1 protein-coding gene and 1 pseudogene are annotated in these 1,776 nt (G+C 64.2%); one reads left to right on the top strand and one right to left on the bottom strand.

The window, feature by feature from the left end:
- Positions 1-705 (bottom strand): M20/M25/M40 family metallo-hydrolase (locus tag EN879_RS34580; RefSeq protein WP_127274648.1); only part of this gene is annotated, 705 nt, incomplete at its 3' end.
- 276 nt (positions 706-981) lie between these two features.
- Between EN879_RS34580 and EN879_RS34575 the strand changes: the two are divergent.
- Positions 982-1,776 (top strand): annotated as a pseudogene (locus EN879_RS34575) (NADH:flavin oxidoreductase); the annotation flags it as partial.

Below are 1,776 nucleotides of genomic sequence, written 5' to 3'. Positions count from 1 at the left end.
CGGCACGCCGACGGTCGTGTATGAGATGTCGTAGTCGCCGTCGCGGGCGCCATCGCGCACCAGCCGGTCCTGTTCGCGGCGCAAGGCGGCGACGAAGTCGCAGCCGAGATGGATGGCGTTGAGCGCCAGCGGGGCCAGCGCCGAATGGCCTTCGCGCCCCTTGCAAAGCGCGCGTGCGGCAAGCTTGCCCTTGTGCCCCGTCGCCACCTGCATATCGGTCGGCTCGCCGACAATGCATAGCAGCGGCCGATGCGGGGCCGCTTGCAGCATGTCGACCAGGCTGCGCACACCGATGCAGCCGATCTCCTCGTCGTAGGAGAGTGCCAGGTGCAGAGGCGTCTTCAGCGTCATTTTCGCGGCCTTGAGGCACGCGGCGAGCGCGCAGGCCACAAAACCCTTCATGTCGGCCGCGCCGCGTCCGTAAAGCTTGCCGTCACGGTTCGTCATCTCGAAGGGCGGCAGCGTCCAGGCCTGGCCGTCGACGGGAACGACGTCGGTGTGACCGGACAGCATGATGCCGGAAGCATCAGTCGGTCCGATGGTGGCAAAGAGGTTGGCCTTGTGGCCGTCCTCGCTGTGGATGATCTGGCTGGCAGTGCCGTGTGCGTCTAGCAGGTCCGCCACGTAGTTGACGAGGGCGAGGTTCGAGTCGCGGCTCACCGTCGGGAATGCGAGCAGCTTTTCGAGGATCTGGATGCTGTCCATGCGTCTTGTGTCTCATTGGCCGTCGGTACTTCTAGCATCGCGTGGCCGGGGCCTTGAAGTCGCATTTGGCTCAGTCGGGATTCAGCGGATGCTAATCCGGATGTGTGCGATTAGGCGCGGCCTAACCGGCACAGAAGAAATCTGTTGTTTTCCGGCGCTTGCCGCAACTTATGAATGGTCTCACGGCATCAACCCACTGGGCTGGCCGGCTTGCGTCACGCCTCGAAACCATGATCGGGCGTGCTGCAGGGCGACGCTGGCAGGAAGGCACGTTCCATGCGCGATCCGCGTTATGATATTCTGTTTGAGCCCGTGAAGATCGGTCCGGTGACCGCCAAGAACCGCTTCTATCAGGTGCCGCATTGCAATGGCGGCGGCTATCGCGACCCTTCGGCCGCGGCCGAGATGCGCCGCACCAAGTCGGAAGGCGGCTGGGGCGTCATCTTCACCGAGCAAACCGAGATGCACCACACATCGGAGATCACGCCCTTCATCGAGCTCAGGCTGTGGGACGATGCCGATATTCCGGCGCTGGCGAAGATGGCCAAGGCAATGCACCAGCATGGCGCGCTGGCCGGCATCCAGCTGGCCTACTCAGGCATCAACGGGCCGAACCTCTACACCAAGGAAGTGCCGCGCGGGCCGTCGGCCCTGCCGATCCGCACCTTCACCAACGATCCGGTGCAGGCGCGCGCCATGGACAAGCAGGATATTCGCGACCTGCGCCGCTGGCATCGCAATGCCTTCAAACGGGCGAGGCTCGCGGGCTTCGATTTGGTGTGCCTCTACGGCGCGCATGGCTTCGGCATCATCCAGCACTTCCTGTCCACGGCCACCAACCAGCGCAGCGACGAATATGGCGGCTCGCTGGAGAACCGCTCGCGGCTGATGCGTGAGCTGATCGAAGAGGGCAGGGACGCTATCGGCGACACGTGCGGCCTGACGCTGCGGCTGTCGCTGGACGAGATGATCGGTGAGCTCGGCTTCGCCAATTCCGAAGTGCGCGACATGATCGAGATGCATGCCGATCTGCCCGACCTCTGGGACCTGGCGCATGGCGCCTGGGAGGAC

It is taken from the genome of Mesorhizobium sp. M7A.F.Ca.AU.002.02.1.1, from assembly GCF_003998535.1.
GTDB lineage: Bacteria > Pseudomonadota > Alphaproteobacteria > Rhizobiales > Rhizobiaceae > Mesorhizobium > Mesorhizobium ciceri.
Note: the sequence above shows the minus strand (reverse complement) of the source record. Positions and strands in the feature narration are given on the sequence as shown.